The organism is Erythrobacter sp. (assembly GCF_030066995.1).
In the GTDB taxonomy this organism is placed as follows: domain Bacteria; phylum Pseudomonadota; class Alphaproteobacteria; order Sphingomonadales; family Sphingomonadaceae; genus Erythrobacter.
Genome location: NZ_JASJAP010000001.1, coordinates 621,938 through 638,974, shown reverse-complemented (window position 1 = coordinate 638,974; position 17,037 = coordinate 621,938). Strand labels below are relative to the sequence as shown.

17 protein-coding genes are annotated in these 17,037 nt (G+C 63.7%); 15 read left to right on the top strand and 2 right to left on the bottom strand.

Annotated elements, in window-relative coordinates:
- Window positions 1-240 precede the first annotated feature (240 nt).
- Window positions 241-1,419, top strand: coding sequence for an alpha-hydroxy acid oxidase (locus QNI87_RS03035; RefSeq protein WP_300593764.1), 1,179 nt, complete (start codon window positions 241-243; stop codon window positions 1,417-1,419).
- Between the two features lie 57 nt (window positions 1,420-1,476).
- Window positions 1,477-1,944, top strand: a complete 468-nt coding sequence (locus tag QNI87_RS03030) for a hypothetical protein (protein ID WP_300593761.1) — start codon at window positions 1,477-1,479, stop codon at window positions 1,942-1,944.
- Between the two features lie 95 nt (window positions 1,945-2,039).
- Here the strand turns inward: QNI87_RS03030 and QNI87_RS03025 are convergent, their stop codons facing one another.
- Window positions 2,040-2,591 carry a YHS domain-containing (seleno)protein gene (locus tag QNI87_RS03025; protein WP_300593756.1) on the bottom strand — a complete coding sequence of 184 codons (552 nt, stop codon included), beginning with the start codon at window positions 2,589-2,591 and terminating at the stop codon, window positions 2,040-2,042.
- 293 nt (window positions 2,592-2,884) lie between these two features.
- On the opposite strand from QNI87_RS03025, the gene leuA reads away from it, so the two are divergent.
- The 3 genes from leuA (at window position 2,885) to bchJ (ending at window position 6,962) form a co-directional block, all read left to right on the top strand.
- Complete coding sequence (gene leuA, locus QNI87_RS03020; RefSeq protein WP_300593753.1) at window positions 2,885-4,570, top strand: 2-isopropylmalate synthase; 1,686 nt, start codon at window positions 2,885-2,887, stop codon at window positions 4,568-4,570.
- A 105-nt stretch (window positions 4,571-4,675) separates the two neighbouring features.
- Complete coding sequence (gene bchE, locus QNI87_RS03015; protein ID WP_300593750.1) at window positions 4,676-6,304, top strand: magnesium-protoporphyrin IX monomethyl ester anaerobic oxidative cyclase; 1,629 nt, start codon at window positions 4,676-4,678, stop codon at window positions 6,302-6,304.
- Window positions 6,294-6,962: a bacteriochlorophyll 4-vinyl reductase gene (gene bchJ / locus QNI87_RS03010; protein WP_300593747.1), complete on the top strand. Its 669-nt coding sequence runs from the start codon at window positions 6,294-6,296 to the stop codon at window positions 6,960-6,962. The genes bchE and bchJ overlap by 11 nt, the downstream gene beginning before the upstream one ends.
- A 133-nt stretch (window positions 6,963-7,095) precedes the next feature.
- Here the strand turns inward: bchJ and QNI87_RS03005 are convergent, their stop codons facing one another.
- Entirely contained in the window at window positions 7,096-7,779 is a 684-nt protein-coding gene (locus QNI87_RS03005; RefSeq protein ID WP_300593744.1) for an OmpW family outer membrane protein, read from the bottom strand.
- Between the two features lie 173 nt (window positions 7,780-7,952).
- Between QNI87_RS03005 and QNI87_RS03000 the strand changes: the two genes are divergently transcribed.
- The 10 genes from QNI87_RS03000 to QNI87_RS02955 all read left to right on the top strand — a co-directional run bounded on the left by QNI87_RS03000 (window position 7,953) and on the right by QNI87_RS02955 (window position 17,010).
- Window positions 7,953-8,702 carry a helix-turn-helix domain-containing protein gene (locus QNI87_RS03000; RefSeq protein WP_300593741.1) on the top strand — a complete coding sequence of 250 codons (750 nt, stop codon included), beginning with the start codon at window positions 7,953-7,955 and terminating at the stop codon, window positions 8,700-8,702.
- A 96-nt stretch (window positions 8,703-8,798) separates the two neighbouring features.
- Window positions 8,799-10,487 (top strand): cytochrome-c oxidase, cbb3-type subunit I, encoded by a 1,689-nt coding sequence (gene ccoN / locus QNI87_RS02995; protein ID WP_300593739.1) that lies wholly within the window; start codon window positions 8,799-8,801, stop codon window positions 10,485-10,487.
- 12 nt (window positions 10,488-10,499) lie between these two features.
- Window positions 10,500-11,294 carry a cytochrome-c oxidase, cbb3-type subunit II gene (ccoO, locus tag QNI87_RS02990; protein ID WP_300593736.1) on the top strand — a complete coding sequence of 265 codons (795 nt, stop codon included), beginning with the start codon at window positions 10,500-10,502 and terminating at the stop codon, window positions 11,292-11,294.
- Window positions 11,291-11,455: a cbb3-type cytochrome c oxidase subunit 3 gene (locus QNI87_RS02985; RefSeq protein WP_300593733.1), complete on the top strand. Its 165-nt coding sequence runs from the start codon at window positions 11,291-11,293 to the stop codon at window positions 11,453-11,455. The genes ccoO and QNI87_RS02985 overlap by 4 nt, the downstream gene beginning before the upstream one ends.
- On the top strand, window positions 11,445-12,416 hold the full coding sequence (gene ccoP, locus QNI87_RS02980) for a cytochrome-c oxidase, cbb3-type subunit III (RefSeq protein WP_300593730.1): 972 nt from the start codon (window positions 11,445-11,447) through the stop codon (window positions 12,414-12,416). The genes QNI87_RS02985 and ccoP overlap by 11 nt, the downstream gene beginning before the upstream one ends.
- Entirely contained in the window at window positions 12,403-13,962 is a 1,560-nt protein-coding gene (ccoG, locus tag QNI87_RS02975; protein ID WP_300593727.1) for a cytochrome c oxidase accessory protein CcoG, read from the top strand. The genes ccoP and ccoG overlap by 14 nt, the downstream gene beginning before the upstream one ends.
- On the top strand, window positions 13,963-14,454 hold the full coding sequence (locus QNI87_RS02970; RefSeq protein WP_300593724.1) for a FixH family protein: 492 nt from the start codon (window positions 13,963-13,965) through the stop codon (window positions 14,452-14,454).
- An 89-nt stretch (window positions 14,455-14,543) separates the two neighbouring features.
- Window positions 14,544-16,631 carry a heavy metal translocating P-type ATPase gene (locus QNI87_RS02965; protein WP_300595295.1) on the top strand — a complete coding sequence of 696 codons (2,088 nt, stop codon included), beginning with the start codon at window positions 14,544-14,546 and terminating at the stop codon, window positions 16,629-16,631.
- Window positions 16,628-16,786, top strand: coding sequence for a cbb3-type cytochrome oxidase assembly protein CcoS (ccoS, locus tag QNI87_RS02960; protein ID WP_300593722.1), 159 nt, complete (start codon window positions 16,628-16,630; stop codon window positions 16,784-16,786). Before QNI87_RS02965 ends, ccoS begins: the two co-directional genes overlap by 4 nt.
- Entirely contained in the window at window positions 16,783-17,010 is a 228-nt protein-coding gene (locus QNI87_RS02955) for a hypothetical protein (RefSeq protein ID WP_300593720.1), read from the top strand. The genes ccoS and QNI87_RS02955 overlap by 4 nt, the downstream gene beginning before the upstream one ends.
- Window positions 17,011-17,037: the final 27 nt, after the last annotated feature.

Genomic DNA, 17,037 nt, shown 5'->3' with positions numbered 1-17,037 from the left:
GACCACCGGAAGGCGGGCGATGAGCGGGGTTGTCGTCAGGGGGATGAGCCAGAAGGGGAAGGCTGGCTTGACACCCATCGCGAAACAGCCCGGCAGCCGCGCACATCTCTCAGTTCGCTGGCTCCGCCGGATTGGTGACAGGGGCACACAAAGATTTTTTGCCGTTCGATCAGCGCAGGAGGGTCTCGGCGTGGCAGGGCTCGACTTTGGGAGTGCAATCGGTCAGAGCGCGACGCGATCATGCGCCTTGCCGACTGCCACAATATCGAGGATTTCCGGACCCTGGCAAAAAGGCGTCTGCCCTTCCCCGTGTTCGACTATATTGACGGGGCCGCGGACGATGAGCGGACCAAGGCGCGCAACACGCTCGCTTACGAAACCGTCGATCTGGTGCCCGACGTGCTCGCCGGGGTGGAAGAGATCGACACGTCATGCACAATCCTCGGCCGTCAAAGCGCCCTTCCCCTGATGCTCTCGCCAACCGCGGTGCAGCGCGCGTTTCACTGGCAGGGTGAGACGGCGGTGGCCAAGGCGGCAGACAAATTCGGGCTGTGGTTCGGTATCTCCAGCCTTGCGACACGCTCGATCGAAGAGATCGCAGCGCTCACGAGCGGCCCCAAGCTGTTCCAGCTCTACGTCCACAAGGACAAGGGGCTCAACACCCATATGATCGAGCGCTGCCAGGCGGCGGGCTTCGACGCGCTGGCGCTCACCGTCGACACGATTGTGTCGGGCAAGCGCGAGCGGTGTCTGCGCTCCGGCTTCACCACCCCTCCCCGCTTCACGCCCGCCAGCGTGTGGAGCTACGCAACGCGGCCCCGATGGACGCTGGATTATGTGCTGCGCGAGACGTTTCGCCTGCCCAATCTCGACACGCATGTCAGCGAAGGCTCCTCGCAGGCGATGAGCATTGCCGAATACTTCAACACCATGCTGGACACCTCGATGGACTGGTCCACCGCCGCTGCGATCCGCGAGCAGTGGGGCGGACCTTTCGTCCTCAAAGGCGTGATGAGCGTCGCCGACGCGCGCCGCGCGGTCGAAATCGGCGCCGACGCGATCATGCTCTCGAACCACGGCGGGCGTCAGCTCGACGGCAGCCGCGCGCCCTTCGACCAATTGGAAGAGGTCGTCGATGCCGTGGGCGGTGACATCGAGATCATCTGCGATGGCGGCGTGCGGCGCGGAACGCACGCTTTGAAAGCGCTTTGCACCGGGGCGAGCGCGGCCAGCGGAGGGCGGCTCTACCTCTACGCTCTGGCGGCGGCGGGACAGGCGGGCGTCGAGCGCGCGTTGGGGCTGCTCAAGGACGAGATCGAGCGTGGCATGCGGCTGATGGGTGTAACCCGCGTGGACCAGCTTTCGCGCGATCGTTTGCGCCGGCGCCCCGACGCACCTGGCTTTGTGTCATCAAGCTGACACCAAAATGTCTCTTTAGGCTTTCTCTTCGCAACCCCAATCGTAACGGGATAGATCATGAAACCGTTTTGCGCTCTTTGCGCCACCGCGCTTCTCGCTCTTACCGCCTGCAGCGATGCTGCTGAGGACACAAGGCCGGCGACCAGCGAGGCCGAAGAGTTCGCCGCGCGCATCAACGGCGAGACGCCCCCGACCGCCACAGCTGAAGCCGCCTCAGCCGAAGCCGCGCCGCCGATCGCCGCGCCCACCGTGGCTGAGCCGCTTGAGAACGTTCAGACGAGCGACTACGCGCCCGGCACTGCGACCGATCCAAAGGCGGCTTGCAACGCCAACCGGTTCGGCGAATTCATCGGTCGTCAACCCGACGCCGAGGCGCGCGCGGAAATCATGGAAGCCGCTGCCGATATCGCCGAGGTTCGCTTCATCGCCCCGGGCGGCGAGTATATCAAACCCGACCCCACGCACCCAAGGCTCAATGTCATGATCGCCGTCGATGGCATCATTCGCGACATTCGCTGCGGGTGAACAGAAAACCCCGCCGCTTGGGGAAGCGACGGGGTCTTGCCTGGGGCTGATCAGGGGTGGCGATCAGCCCTGCTAATGGTCAGGCCAGCCAAAGATCAGTCCTGATAGTGTTCGTCCGCCGAGTGGGTCGGGTAGTTTGCATCGCCCTTGGCGATGAAGCCGGGAATGTCCCTTTCCCAGCGATCTTGCACGTCTTCATTGAAGTTCAGATAGAGCGTGCCGTCGACGATTTCGTAGACATTCGGATCACCCGGCGCGAGCGCGTCGTTGGCACCGATAGCCCAGGCGCAATAGCCGCCATAGGCCGGAGCGTATTTGTCGGGATCGGCGATAAAGGTGTCGGCGTTCTCAGCGCTCGCAAAGCGATAATCATAGCCCTGATAGCGCACGGTGAATTCTTCCGCGCCTTCGACCGGAACGCCTTCATCGGTGAAATAGCTCACCACGTCGTAGCCGGAGACCGCGAGCGTATCGCCCTTGGTCTCGGTGTAGGTGGGGCCGGACGGCTCGCCACCCAGATCGCGGTAGAGACGGGTCTCAGCGGACGCTTCGACAGCGGCGGTCTCGCTCGCCGGAGCGGTGTCGCCAGGGGCCGAGCACGCGGCAAGGCCAGTGAAAAGGGCAATGGCGATAAGGGACGTCTTCATGGGGTTTCTCCTCCTGGGGAATTCAAACGGTTCGTTTCTGGCGAAACCGGGATGCCTGTATCCCGGCAACACCCGCCAGTTCGCACCGCTTTGCCGATAGGTTACATTCGCGATCTTGCGCTGCGCGAAAGAATCAGCGAAGACGCGTAACCTTGACGACGCTTGGTCTCCTCAGCCTACGACTTATTCGCCCTTGGAGGTGAAGGCTCTGGCGTGGCTTGCGCGGGGGCCGACCTTCCAAGGGCCCCGCGAAACGCTTTTTCCCGATAACGCCAAGCTTAAAGTCAAATTCCATGCCCATGCTCAAAGACCCTTCCCGCAAATACGCCGCCTTCGGCCGTGTTGATCTGCCCGACCGCCAATGGCCCGCAGCGCTGATCGAGAGCGCGCCGCGCTGGCTTTCAACCGATCTTCGCGATGGCAACCAGTCGATCATCGATCCGATGGATGCGGTAAAGAAACAGCGCTTTTTCGACCTGCTCATAGAGGTGGGCGTTAAGGAGATCGAGATCGGCTTTCCCAGCGCGGGCGCGACCGAGTTCGATTTCATCTCCGGGCTGGTCCGCTCCGACGCTGTGCCCGACGACGTGACCGTGCAGGTGCTCACCCAGGCGCGCGAAGACCTGATCCGCACCAGTTTCGCAAGCCTGGAAGGGGCACGGGCGGCCATTGTGCACCTTTACAACGCTGTCTCTCCTGCCTGGCGCGATATCGTCTTTCGTATGTCGAAGAGCGAAGTGCGCGAGGTCGCGGTCGCGGGCGCCAAGGTGATGCGCGACGAGGCCGCGAAGCAACCAGCGACCGATTGGACCTTTCAATATTCGCCTGAGACTTTCTCCACCGCCGAACTCGATTTCTCGATCGAAGTGTGCGCCGCGGTGATGGAGGTTCTGGCTCCCACGCCCGAGAAACCCATCATCCTCAACCTGCCGGCGACGGTCGAAGCGGCCACGCCCAACGTCTACGCCGATCAGATCGAGTATTTCTGCCGCAATCTGCCGGGTCGCGAGAGCGCGGTGATCTCCTTGCACACCCACAACGATCGCGGCACGGGCGTTGCCGCAGCGGAACTGGGCCTGATGGCGGGCGCGGACCGGGTCGAGGGATGCCTGTTCGGCAATGGCGAGCGCACGGGCAATTGCTGCCTCGTGACCATGGCGCTCAACCTGTACACGCAAGGGGTCGATCCGGGGCTCGACTTCTCCGATATCGACCGCGTGATCGAGACGGTCGAATACTGCAACGATTTGCCCGTCCACCAGCGCCACCCCTATGGCGGCGAACTGGTCTACACCGCGTTCTCGGGCAGCCATCAGGACGCGATCAAGAAGGGCTTCGAGGCGCGCGAGACCCAGAACGACGAAAGCTGGCGCGTGCCCTACCTGCCGATCGATCCGGCCGACCTGGGGCGCAATTACGAGGCGGTGATCCGCGTCAATTCGCAAAGCGGCAAAGGCGGCTTTGCCTGGGTGCTCGAAAAGGATCAGGGCCTCAAACTGCCCAAGGCCATGCAGGCCGATTTCAGCCGGGCGGTGCAGAACCTTGCCGACGAACAGGGCCGCGAACTCAACGCCGAGGACATCTGGGAAGCCTTCAAGCGGACCTATCACGTGCAGACGCCCAACAAGCATTTCCAGCTGGTCGATTATGAGGAAAGCCGCGCAGCCGACGGCACGCGCCTGTTTGCGGGCAAGATCGCGGTCGATGGCGGCGAACAAAGTGTGTCGGGGCGAGGCAACGGCCTCATCTCCAGCGTGGTGACCACCCTGGAAGAAGCCTTCGACCTTGACCTCAAAGTGCTGGACTACACCGAACACGCGCTCGGCACCGGGCGCGAGGCAAGGGCTGCGGCCTATCTGATGTGCCAGTCGGGCGACCGGGTGATCTGGGGCTGCGGGATCGACGAAGACGTCGCCACCGCCAGCGTTCGCGCGGTGCTGAGCGCGGCGAACAGCGCGGTTCAAATTTTGGGCGACTGACCCGCGCGCTCCAACTTGATCTAACTCAATGCGCCGCGCGGCTCGGCCCGGCACCTTTAGCGCTGGGATCGAACAAACGTCACCAGCCCCAAGGGAGCCGGGCCCATGCGCATACTCTTCGTTCACCCCAACTATCGTTCCGGCGGCGCAGAGATTGCGGGCACTTGGCCGCCCGCCTGGGTCGCTTACCTGGCGGGGCCTCTGAAACGCGCCGGGTTCACCGACATCCACTTCATCGATGCGATGACCGAGGAGGTGGACGACGAAGAGCTTGAGCGGCGCATGGCCGAATTGAAGCCCGATGTGGTCGGCACCACCGCCATTACGCCTTCGATCTACGCCGCCGAGCGCGTGCTCGAGATCGCCGCTTTGACCGTACCCAAAGCCGTGCGCGTGCTGGGCGGGGTGCACGCGACCTTCATGTACAAGCAGGTGCTGAGCGAAGCGCCGCATATCGACGTGATCGTGCGCGGCGAAGGCGAGGAGATCGCGGTCGAGCTGTTCAGCGCCATCGAAGAGGGGCGCTGGCCGCGCGACCGGGGCGCAATCAAGGGTCTGGCCTATCGCGAACTCGACAAGATCATCGCGACCCCCGCTGCCGATACGGTCAAGGACATGTCGCTGCTCAAGCCCGACTGGGATGTGCTCGACTGGAACCTTTACACCTATCTGCCGCTGAACACGCGCGTTGCCATCCCCAACCTGGCGCGCGGGTGCCCGTTCACCTGCTCGTTCTGTTCGCAATGGAAGTTCTGGCGCGACTACCGCATTCGCGATCCCAAAGACGTGGTCGACGAGATCGAAGACCTGCACGAAAACCACGGCGTCGGCTTTTTCATCCTCGCGGACGAGGAACCCACGATCAACCGCAAGAAGTTCATCGAGTTCTGCCAGGAGCTGATCGATCGCGGCCTGCCCGAAAAGGTCAAGTGGGGGATCAACACCCGCGTCACCGATATCTATCGCGATCGCGAGCTGCTCTCCTTCTACCGCCGCGCAGGCCTTGTCCATGTGAGCCTTGGCACAGAGGCTGCCGCGCAGATGAAGCTCGACCGCTTCAACAAGGAGACCAAGGTCGAGGAGAACAAGCAGGCGATCAAACTGCTGCGCGATGCCGACATTTTCGTCGAAGCGCAATTCATTGTCGGGCTCGACAACGAAACCGAGGAAACGCTCGAAGAGACCTACAAGATGGCGTGGGACTGGCAGCCGGATCTGGCCAATTGGGCGATGTACACACCCTGGCCGTTCACGCCTTTGTTCGAGGAGATCAAGGATCAGGTCGAGATCCACGATTTCTCCAAATACAACTTCGTCACCCCGATCATGAAACCCGCCGCCATGGAGCGCGGTGAGCTGCTCAATGGCGTAATGAAGAATTACCGCCGGTTCTACATGCAAAAGGCGCTGTTCCATTACCCGTGGCGCGGCACCGGCTTCCGACGGCGCTATCTGCTTGGGTGCCTTTACGCCTTCCTGAAAGCGGGCTTCCAGCGCACGTTCTACGACCTGGGCAAAGCGGGCTATTGGGGCCCGCAGACCAAGAAACAGCTCGACTGGCATTTCGACGAGAGCCGCGAAGTCGCCGCCGACGCCGCCACCGACTGGCAGACCAACGCCGACAAGGCGGCGCAGGCGCGCGCCCGGCGCGAGGCTGTGCGCACCCAGATGAAGGAACGCGCGGCCGAGCGAAAGGCCGAGAAACGCGAAAGGGACCGGATCGATGTGGATTGAAGGCCCGCTGATCGCCGAGAGCGACGCGGCGCTCGATAGGGAGCTTGATACAGGCCTTGATCAGGGGCTTGACGCGCGAGCGCCCGCGCTGATCGGACCCAACGCCATCCTTCAATTGGCGCAGGTGATGGAGGAGCGCTTGGGCTGGGCGCGCACCGCGCGCCTTCTGCGCGAGGCCGGGCTGGTGCGCCTTCCCTCGGGCCAGACCATGATCCCGGAGGACGACGCGGTGCAGCTTCACCACGCGCTCGCCCGGTACGAGGGCGAATGCGCCGAAGACCTGGTGCGGGAATCGGGGCGCCGCACCGCCGATTACATTATCGCCAACCGCATCCCCAAGACCGCCGCGTGGTTGCTGCGGCGTCTGCCCGCGCCGCTTGCCGCGCGGCTGTTGATGATGGCGATCAAGAAGCACGCCTGGACCTTCACCGGCGCTGGCCACTTCCGCGCCGAGGGGCCGTGGCGCTTCTCGATCAATCGCGCCGGGAGCGCAGACTGGCGCGAGCCGCCCGCCAGTCTTTTTGCCTGGTACGAGGAAGTGTTCGAGCGGCTTTTCAGAGAGCTGAGCGCGCAAGATTGCCGATGCCGCGACACATGCGCAGGCGGTCCGCCCACGCGCGTGCACCACTACCGGATCGATCGAACGCTGCCCGTCTGACGGGAACGAAGGGCCTTGTGGGAGAGGCAAGGCTCTCATCTGCGTCAGACACCCAAAAGGCCGCTTCCCTTACGCGGGGAAGCGGCCTTTCCTTGGCGCATTCAAACGCCGCCCCAACAGGGAGGCGACGGGCTCAGAAGCGATAGCTTACGCCCGCGCTCAGCACCCAGGGATCCAGATCGTGCTCGGTTTCAATTGCGAGCGTATCACCGACAAACCACTGTGCGGTCGTGCCGATGAAGTAGCGCTTGGCGTCAAAGGTAACGCCCAGGCCGCTGTCGCCGACGGGTACATCAAAGCCCGCCTGCAGAACGAAGCCGAATTCATCGGAGAGTTCGGTGCGCGTGACGCCCAGAGGAACCGCCGCCGCGCCGGTTTCGACGTCAAGCCACATGAAATAGGCAACGCCAGCGCCGACATAGGGCTTCACGCCGCCCAGATCGAAGTGGCCCTTGCCGGTGACGGTCGCGGGAAGGAGCAGCCCGTCCGAGACAAGCTCTGAGCCATCCGGGAGGCCCGCGACTGTATCGACATCATGTTGCGTCAGACCGGCGATCGTCTCGATCGAGAAATTGTCCGTCACGAAGTATTCCACCGCAACCGTGGGGACAACGTTGTCGTTCGCTTCGGTGTCGAGATCGGCGGGGAGGCCGGCAAGATTGACGTTGATCGAATCGATCGAGCCGTCCGGAAGAACCGCCGTTGCCAGCAGCTTGACCTGGATGTCTCCCTCACGATCGGTGTCATTCCCCTGGGCAAGGGCTGGGGAACTGGCCAGCGCAAGCGCCGCGCAAGCCGTAGCGAGTGCAAGTTTCATAGTCACAATCCCTTTGACGGCAGCAGTGGCCGCCCTCCGCGACCCAGGATTTTTACTGCCGTTGGCGGTGCATTTGTTTTTTCGCAGCGCAACAATCATTGATCCGGATCAAAAAGCGCGAAGTTGATCCGGATCAAAGACCCCCGCCCTGCTCCCGCTCTAGACAGCGGGTCATGGCTAGCGCGGCACTCACACCCGAACTTGACAGCATGGCGCTGTTTCGCGCAGCGCTGCCGGAATGCGCGCGCGACGCCGTTATCGCCGATCGCCTCTGCGCGATCGGCCAGTATCGCCGCCTCGCAGCGGGAGACGCGCTGCCCGGAAATCCGCGCGAGGACCGCCTTGTCTTCATCGCAAGCGGGGTGACAAAGCTTGTGGCGCAACTGCCACCTGCACCGGGCGATGACGCGCAGAACGCGGGCCATAAGACCAAAGTCTTATGCAAGAATCAGGTCCTTGCCTTCCACTTTCCCGGCGACATCGTCTCGGTCCTGCGCAAAGAGGACGGCGATTTGAGGATCGTTGCGCTCAAAGACACGCAGTTGATCGTTTTCTTTGCCGATCAGTTCCTCGATATCGCCCAAGACAATCCAGCGGTCATCCGCTCGACCCTCGCAAGCTCGATCCAGGCGCTGCACGCCAGCCGCACGCGCATGATGCAGCTTGGCCACAAGAGCGCAGGCCACCGGATTGCCGAGTTTCTGACCTCGATGGCGCAGCGGCTGTGCGGCTGCACGAAAGGGCGCTGCGAGTTCGTTTTGCCGATGAGCCGACGCGACATCGCGGACAGTTTGGGCCTGACCATCGAAACGGTCAGCCGCCAGTTCGCCGAGCTGCGCGAAATCGGGCTGATCGAGACGCAGGGACGGTCAATCGTCCGGGTCAACCAACTTGACACACTCGCTCGCAGAGGGGGTGTGTAAATCTAACTGGACACTCTGGGTTTTCTATTTGAGTTAAATCAATTACACGTGAGTCGGGGACGCGGTACTGCCGCGTCGACGAAAGGGATCGAAATCATGGAAGCAGTCGTTGGCCGGCTGGGGGTGTGGGCGCTTGTCCTGCTCGCAGCTCTGTTTGCTATCGCGGGGGCGCAAGATAGCGGCTTTGCGATCCATATGGGTCTTATTGCCGGTGTAGCCGGCCTGATGATGGTGCTGAACCTGGTGCGGTTCGATCCGCTCGCCAAGGCGCACACCTTCTTCAAGATGCCGCAGAGCGACACGCGCTATGACGACGATGTCGTGCGCTGGGGCGTCATTGCGACGATGTTCTGGGGTCTTGCGGGCCTTCTGGCGGGCGTCTTCATCGCCGCGCAGCTCGCCTATCCCGTGCTCAACATCGAACCCTGGCTCAATTTCGGCCGCGTTCGCCCGTTGCACACCAGCGCGGTGATCTTCGCCTTCGGAGGCAACGCGCTGCTCGCCACCAGCTTCTATGTGGTCCAGCGCACCTGCCGCACGCCGCTGGCGTTGCCCGGCCTCGCGCGCTTTGTCTTCTGGGGCTACCAGCTCTTCATCATCCTGGCGGCAACCGGCTATCTGCTTGGCGTCACCCAATCGAAGGAATACGCAGAACCTGAATGGTATGTCGATCTGTGGCTCACGATCGTCTGGGTTGCCTATCTCGCGGTGTTCGTCGCCACGCTTCTGAAACGGCACGAGCCGCACATCTATGTCGCCAACTGGTTCTTCCTTGCCTTCATCGTCACCGTTGCGATGCTGCACGTGGTCAACAATCTGGCGTTGCCCGTCAGCCTGCTGGGATCACGCTCCTACAGCGTCTTTGCCGGCGTTCAGGACGCGCTGACCCAGTGGTGGTACGGCCATAACGCGGTCGGGTTCTTCCTCACCGCCGGCTTCCTGGCGATGATGTACTACTTCGTGCCCAAGCAGGCGAACCGTCCGGTCTATTCCTATCGCCTGTCGATCATCCACTTCTGGTCGCTGATCTTCCTCTACATCTGGGCGGGCCCGCACCACTTGCACTACACCGCTCTGCCCGACTGGGCGCAGACGCTGGGCATGGTCTTCTCGATCATGCTGTGGATGCCGAGCTGGGGCGGCATGATCAACGGCCTGATGACGCTCAACGGCGCCTGGGACAAGATCCGCACCGACCCGATCATCCGCATGATGGTGCTCGCGCTCGCCTTTTACGGGATGAGCACATTCGAAGGCCCGATGCTGTCGATCAAGGCGGTCAACTCGCTGTCGCACTACACCGACTGGACCATCGGCCACGTCCATTCCGGCGCGCTGGGATGGAATGGCATGATCACCTTTGCCTGCGTCTACTTCCTCGTGCCGCGCCTGTGGCAGCGCCAGCGGATGTATTCGCTGCGCATGATCAACTGGCACTTCTGGCTCGCGACCGGTGGGATCGTTTTCTACGCCGCCAGCATGTGGGTCGCCGGGATCACGCAGGGCCTGATGTGGCGCGAATACGGCTCGGATGGCTATCTGGTGAACAGCTTCATCGACACCGTCGCCGCGCTTCACCCGATGTATCTGATGCGCCTGTTTGGCGGCGCGCTTTATCTCGGCGGCGCTCTTATCATGACCTACAACATCTGGATGACCATTGCCGGCTACCAGCGCGAGGAAGCCCCGATGGACGACACCGTGCACGATGAGGAAGCGGACCGCCCGATTGCGCCCGAGGCCCCCTCGGGCGGGCGTCAACCGCTGCCCGAGCCGGCCGAATAAGGGAGCCTGACCATGAGCGATAACACTCCCAAGAACATCCCCGATCAGGGCGCCTTCGAAGGCCACAAACGTCTCGAGAAGAACGTCACGCTTCTTGCGGCGGCGACCTTCGTCACGGTGGCCATCGGCGGCATTGTCGAGATTGCGCCCCTGTTCTGGATCGACAACACGATCGAGGAAGTTGAGGGCATGCGCCCCTACTCCCCGCTCGAGCTGGCGGGCCGGGACATCTACATTCGCGAAGGCTGCTACACCTGCCATAGCCAGATGATCCGCCCGTTCCGGGACGAGGTTGAACGCTACGGCCATTACAGTCTGGCGGCCGAAAGCATGTACGATCACCCATTCCAGTGGGGCTCCAAACGCACCGGGCCGGATCTTGCGCGCGTCGGCGGGCGCTATTCGGATGAATGGCACGTCCAGCACCTCAAAGACCCGCAAAGCGTGGTGCCGCGATCGATCATGCCCAGCTACAGCTTTCTGGCGGACACGCCGCTGGAAATCTCGGATATTTCCGCGCACCTTACCGCGCTCAACCGCGTGGGCGTGCCGTACACCGACGTGGATATCGAGATGGCCGAGGCCGATCTGATGGCGCAGGCCGATCCCGAAATGGACGAAGGCGATCTCGCCGAACGCTACCCCAAGGCGCAAATCCGCGATTTCGACGGCGATCCAAGCCGGGTAACCGAGATGGACGCGTTGATCGCCTACATGCAGATGCTGGGGACGCTCGTCGATGTGGACGCCGTCAAGGCGCAAGAGGAACTCGCTCGGGAAACCGCCGGTGAGGAGCCAAGCTCATGAGCTTCTACGAGATCTTCCGCCACTTTGCCGACAGCTGGTTTCTGCTCCTGATCTTCGCGCTCTACCTGCTGCTGTGCGCCTGGCACTTCCTGCCGCGCGCGCGCGAGGGGGTCGAACAGGCCAAGACCAGCATTTTCAGGGATGACGACGATGGCGAATGATAGGGAATCGAAGCCGGGCCACAGCCGCGTTGATGAGGCCACCGGCACCGAATTTGTCGGCCATGAATGGGACGGCATCGAAGAATTGAACACCCCGCTGCCGCGCTGGTGGCTGTGGACCTTTTACGCAACGGTTGCCTGGAGCATCGTCTACGTCGTGCTCTATCCGGCCTGGCCGCTGGTCAACAGCGCGACCGAAGGCGTGCTCGGCTGGTCGAGCCGGGGCGATCTTGAGACCAGGATGGCCGAAGCCGAACTCCAGCGCCAACCGATCTTCGAACGCATCGCGGCGACCGATCTCGGCACGCTTCCTGCGGATAGCGAGCTGATGCGTCAGGCGGTCGCGGGCGGCGCGGCGGCGTTCAAGCAGCATTGCGTCCAGTGCCACGGCGCGGGCGCGGCGGGCTATGAGCAATACGGCTATCCGAACCTCAACGACGATGACTGGATCTGGGGCGGCACGCTCTCGGAAATCGAATACACGCTCATCCACGGCATTCGCTGGGACGGCTCGGACGCGACCCGCATGGCCTATATGCCGGCCTTCGGAGAGATTTTCGACAAGGATCAGGTCGACGCGCTGGCGAACCACGTGTTGTCGCTCAGCGGAAAGGCTGAAAGCAGCGCGGTTGGGGCAGAACTCTACGCTCAGAACTGCGCAGCCTGCCACCAGGCGAACGGCGAAGGCGATCCGGTTCAGGGCGCGCCCGCGCTCAACGACGCAATCTGGCTGTATGGCGGCGACATTGCCGATGTTCGAACGCAAATTCAGGCGCCGCGCCACGGTGTGATGCCCGGCTGGCAGGACCGCCTCGATCCGGTGACGATCAAGATGCTTGCGGCCTATGTCCACTCGCGTGGCGGCGGTCAGGAAACGCCCGCTGCGGCCGAACCCGGCGCCGAACCCTCACCAGAGGAAGTGGCTGTGAGCGCACAGGCTGGAGACGATGGTCAATCCTGATACTCTCGAGAAATCGCCCGATAACAATTCGGGCGAGCGCGACTGGGGTGCGGCTCTGAACCAACCCGCCCAGTCGCCGGAGGAGGCGCCGTCCCGACTGTCCCCCAAACAGGCGCCGCCGCCGCTCAAGCTCTACGAAGCGCGCAAGGCCGTTCATAACAAGCGGATCGACGGGCCGTTCCGGCGCTTCAAGTGGCTCGTGATGTTTGTCACCCTGGCGATCTACTACACGACGCCCTGGCTGCGCTGGGATCGCGGCCCCTTTGCGCCAGACCAGGCGGTGCTGATCGATCTGGCGAACCGCCGCTTCTACATGTTCGACATCGAGATCTGGCCGCACGAGTTCTACTTCGTCGCGGGCATGCTGATCATGGCGGGCATAGGCCTGTTTCTGATAACAAGCGCTGTGGGCCGCGCGTGGTGCGGCTACGCCTGCCCGCAGACGGTCTGGACCGACCTTTTCCAGCATATCGACCGCTTGTTCGACGGCGATCGCAACGCGCGTATGCGCCTCGACAAGGCGCCCTGGGGTCCGGCCAAGATCGCGCGGCGCACCAGCAAGTGGACCGTCTACCTGCTCATCGCCATGGTGACGGGCGGCGCGTGGATCCTCTATTTCGCGGACGCGCCCACACTGTTTGTCGACTTCTTCACCGGCCAGGCGGACTTCGTCGCCTACGCAACCGTTGCGATCCTGACGGGCACGACCTTCTGGCTGGGCGGCTTCATGCGCGAACAGGTGTGCATCTATATGTGCCCGTGGCCGCGCATTCAGGCCGCCATGCTCGATGAAAAATCGCTGATCGTCACCTACAAGGACTGGCGCGGGGAAGAGCGCGGCAGCCTCAAGAAGGCGCAGAAGGAACCCGAGCGCTATGGCGACTGCATCGATTGCAACCAGTGCGTCGCCGTGTGCCCGACCGGCATCGATATTCGCGAAGGCCAGCAGATCGGCTGCATCACCTGCGCCTTGTGTATCGACGCGTGCGACAAGGTCATGGCCGACATCGGACGCCCGCGCGGGCTGATCGACTACGCGACGCTGGAACAGTGTGAGGCGGAAAGCGCCGGCGCGCCCGCAACGCCCGCCTGGAAAGCGCTGCTGCGCCCGCGCACCTTGATCTACGGCGGTGTTTGGGGCGCGATTGGCTTGGCTATGCTGTTCGCGCTCGGCACCCGCACGCACACCGATCTGACCGTTTCGCCCGATCGTAACCCGCCCTACATGCTGATGAAGGATGGCTCGATCCGCAACGCCTACACATTGCGCCTGCGCAATATGGAAGCGCGACCGCGAGAGATGGAGATTGCGCTGGCCGGTCTGCCCGCAGGCGCGGTGATGTGGACCGACACCGTCGCTCGCAACCTCGCCGCCCCCGCGCAAACGGTTGACGTGCCCGCGAACGAAACGAAGATCGTGCGCGCCTACGTCGTCATCCCGGAAGGGACGCAGGCGCATGAGTTCCAGTTCGCACTGACCTCGCTCGACGAGCAGGGGGAACGCGACGTTGAGGACACCACTTTTGCGATGCCCGGAGACATCTGAATGAGCGCGCACACCCCCGATCGCGCGCCCCAAAAGCGCTTTACTGGTAAGGGCCGCTTCACCGGCAAGCACATGCTGGCTGTTATGGTGATCGGCTTCGGGATCGTCGCCGCGGTCAATTTCACCATGGCAAGTCTGGCGGTTGGCGGCTTTCATGGCATCGTGGTCGACAATTCCTATGTCGCCAGCCAGAAGTTCAACGACTGGATCGAAGAGGCCGACCGGATGGCCGCGCTTGGCTGGTCTGCGTCCGCCGCGCGCGAAAAAAACGGTCAGGTCCTGGTCACCAGCGAGGGAGTCCCCGCAGGAGCTGTCGTCACCGCCGCGCTGCGCCGTCCGCTGGGGACGCGCGAATTTGCCGATCTGACCTTCGTTTCAATGGGCGAGGGTCGTTTTCGCTCCCTCGAACCGGTGAGCGAGGGGCGCTGGACCGTGCGGCTCACCATCGAAGCGCAAGGGAAGCGCTGGGTTGAGGAGAGCGAGCTTAAGTGAACGCCCCCACCCTCGCCCTTGATAACCACGCTGATAGCGCCACCGCGCCCGAAGCCGCCGAACGCGCCTCGGTCGGGACGCGCTTCACCGTGCCCGGCATCAAGTGCGCCGGTTGCATCGGCACAATCGAACGCGAACTGCCGAAGATCGACGGGATCGACGCAGCGCGTGTGAACTTCTCCGCCAAGCGCGTGGCCATCGAGCACGACCCGGCGCTCGGCGAAGACGACCTCATCGCCGCTCTGCTCTCGATCGGGTTCGAAGCGCAGCGTGTGGATGACAATCCGATGGGCACCGAAGCGCGCGAACGCCGCACGCTGATGCGCGCGCTGGGCGTTGCGGGCTTTGGCATGATGAACGTCATGCTGCTCTCGGTCAGCGTGTGGTCGGGCGCGGAAGGGTCCACGAAGGAACTGTTCCACTGGCTCTCCGCGCTCATCGCGCTGCCTGTTATCGCCTATTCGGGCCGCCCGTTCTTCGCTTCGGCGTGGATGGCGCTCAAATACCGGCGCACCAATATGGACGTGCCGATCTCGATCGGCGTGCTGCTGGCGAGTGCGCTCAGCCTGTACGAGACGATCACCGGAGGCGAGCACGCCTATTTCGAAAGCGCGGTGATGCTGCTGTTTTTCCTGCTGGCGGGGCGCGCGCTCGACGCGGTGATGCGCGACCGCACGCGCGACGGGATCGGCGCGCTGCTGGGCCGGATGGGCAAGAGCGCGAGCGTGGTCAGCGCGGATGGCTCGACCCGCCGCGTCGACGCTCAGGATCTGGAACCGGGCATGCTCGTGCTGGTGGCAGCAGGCGAAGCGCTGGCCGCCGACGGCGAGGTCGAACAGGGGACCAGCGCGATCGACAACTCGATGCTGACAGGCGAAAGCGCCCCCGAAGCGGTCGAGCCCGGCACCGCGATCCATGCGGGCGCGGTCAACCTCACCGCGCCCCTTCGCGTGCGCGTAACGCGCACCGCCGAGGAGACCGCGATTGCCGAGATCGCCCGCATGATGGACAAGGCGGGCCAATCGCGCAGCCACTATGTGCGCATCGCCGACCGCGCGAGCCGAGCCTACGCCCCGGTCGTGCACACGCTTGCGGCGCTCGCCTTTGTGGGCTGGATGATCGCGGGCGCGGGCTGGCACCAGTCGCTGGTGATAGCGATTGCGGTTCTGATCATCACCTGCCCGTGCGCCATGGGCCTCGCGGTGCCGACCGCGCAGGTCGTCGCGTCGGGATCGCTGCTCAAGCGCGGCTTGCTGGTCAAGGACGGGAGCGCGCTCGAACGTCTTGCTGAGGTGGACGTGGCGCTGTTCGACAAGACGGGCACGCTGACCATGGGTGAGCCACGCCCGAACGTCGAATTGCTCGACGCCGAAGCGCGCCAGGTCGCTCTGGGCCTGGCGCAGCACAGCCGCCACCCGCTCAGCGTGGGCCTTGCCAAGGGCTTGCGCGATGGGGGCGTCGAGCCCGCCGCTGTTGAAAGCATCTGCGAAGAAGCGGGCCAGGGCCTCGAAGGCGTGTGGAACGGGCAGCGGGTCGCGCTCGAACGCCCGGCGAGCGGCGCGCACGAACTCGCAACGCAACTGCGCATCGGCAACCGCGCCAAGACCATCGTCTTCGCCGATCAGCTGCGCGCCGACGCTTCGCAGACGCTGGAGCGGCTGCAACGCGACGGGATCACCGCAAGCATCCTTTCCGGCGACCGCGCGGAAGCGGTGGAAGCCATCGCCGCCCGGCTCGGCCTGCCCGCGCGCGCCGAGGCCAGTCCGACGGACAAGCTCGACACGCTCGAGGGTTTGAAAGCCAGAGGCATGCGCCCGCTCATGGTCGGCGATGGCCTCAACGACGGGCCCGCCCTTGCCGCTGCGCACGCCTCGATTGCGCCCGGCACCGCGAGCGATGCCAGCCAGCAGGCAGCCGACGCGGTGTTCATCGGACGCGCGCTGGGCCCGGTCGCGCTCGCGGTGGACGTCGCGCGCCAGACGATGCACGTGGTGCGCCAGAACTTCGCACTCGCCATCGGTTACAACCTCCTCGCAGTCCCGCTCGCGCTGTTTGGCTATGTCACCCCGCTGATCGCTGCGATTGCGATGTCGCTAAGCTCGCTGATCGTCGTCGCCAATTCGCTGCGGCTTGCAGGCGCGGCTGGCCAAGAGACGGGGAAGGAGAACGACGCGTGACCGGTCTCGCCTTCCTTATCCCCATTGCGCTTGGCATGGGCATGCTCGGTCTGCTGGCGTTCATGTGGACCATGAAATCGGGCCAGTACGAGGACCTTGAAGGCTCCGCCAACCGTATCCTGATCGACGATGATGAGGAGGAGGACGCGCTGTGAACGGCTCGCTCTTCGCGCTTCTGGCTTTGGTGCCGCTGATGGCGGGCGCAACCGCGCATGACGAAGACGGTGATGCGATCACGGTGGCGCTGTGCAATGGCGGGGAAATCACGATCGACCTCACCCGGGACAACGATGCGCCGGCGCGCGATTGCGACACAAAGGGCTGCCACGCAGGCGCTTGCCGCGAGAAATCGAAAACGAAGGCCTTTCGCCCGGCTTGATCTCGATCAAGGCTGGCCATGCGCAAA